Here is a 1209-nt window from a genome sequence, read left to right as displayed (position 1 = left end):
CGCGACAAACTCTTTCGTCGCTTTTTCTGACTCTTCCGCTCGCTTTCTTAGCTCGACTTCACGTTCAAGGCTGAGGTGACGACTGATCACGCCGTGAACCAAATCAGAAACCAGTTCCATTTGTTTGGAGATAAAAGCTTGCTCAATTTGTTCCAGCGACACAGAAAATATCAATTCGCCAACGACTCGCTCATCAATGATGATGGGTAAATGTAGCGCCTCATTCTGCCAATTGGGTGTTCGAGCGATAGGTTTGTCACTTTTTAGATCCAAATGCCCGAAATGATGACGACGTAAAGAAGTGAGTTGGACAGGATCAAGGTATAAATACGAAGCGGTAATAACGGAATTGGACGTCAGTTGCTCAAGAAAACTGGCAATCATTGTCTCGTCGAAAGTGCTGGAAAGGAATGTCCGTCCAAACCGAATAAGCGTGGCATCAATTTTTTCTTCAAACTCAAACTTGCGCAGATCGCTTTCCGAGCGAAGTTCTAGCTTCTTTAACGCGACACTCAATTTTTGCGTCGATTCGTAGAGCTCATAACTTTTTTGCTCTAAAAGCAGTTCTGCCGCCTTTCTTGAGGCGATTTCTCGTTTGAGTTTCCTTTCTAATGAGGAGTTACCCGTCATACTCTTCTTATTGTGCCTCCAGCCAAAATCGAACTTGGCTTCCGTCTTCAGTTTGGTTTTGATGCGTAATATGAATGACCTGTCCAAAGTGTGCAGCACAGCCTTTGAGCAACCCCAAACAAACATGCGCCATACACCTTGCACTATGGTAGTCGAACACCACTTCTGACTGTGTTTCGCTGATAAAATCGAACTTAGGCGGATTGGCGTCTGGGTAAAGTTTTTTAACTTCTACATGAATAAAGCTTTCTACATGTCGAACAAATTGAAAGGTATTGTCGCACTGCTGCAAGCTTGCATGACTGGGAATGGAGCGTAGCAGGTTCAAAAATACGCTTTCACCAAACACTTCTTGTAACTGCTCTGGGGGAATATCAGAAACTTTGCTGAGATTGACGATCAGTTTGACTAAGTCCCGGTGATCATAGCTGCCGACAGAGGTATATACCCCTTCGTCATCGGAAAGTTCGAGCACTTGGTCAAGTACTTCAAGTCCAAATTTGCTTTCCACTAACTCCATGAACTCGGTAAAGATTATCCCTTTCATTGGCAAACACCAACCTCATTGCAACGCCTTAA

At 44.1% G+C, this 1209-nt stretch carries 1 protein-coding gene and 1 pseudogene; both read right to left on the bottom strand.

Annotation, left to right across the window (positions count from 1 at the left end):
* A pseudogene (locus R8269_RS25130) lies at positions 1-630 on the bottom strand (hybrid sensor histidine kinase/response regulator); the annotation flags it as partial.
* A gap of 7 nt (positions 631-637) precedes the next feature.
* Complete coding sequence (locus R8269_RS25125; RefSeq protein WP_318222896.1) at positions 638-1177, bottom strand: heme NO-binding domain-containing protein; 540 nt, start codon at positions 1175-1177, stop codon at positions 638-640.
* Positions 1178-1209: the final 32 nt, after the last annotated feature.

The sequence above is a fragment of the Vibrio sp. Vb0667 genome, from assembly GCF_033391095.1.
Note: the sequence above shows the minus strand (reverse complement) of the source record. Positions and strands in the feature narration are given on the sequence as shown.

Excerpts from the sequence above, each read along its gene's own strand:
- R8269_RS25125 (WP_318222896.1), bottom strand. The coding sequence starts at position 1,177 with ATGAAAGGGATAATCTTTACCGAGTTCATGGAGTTAGTGGAAAGCAAA.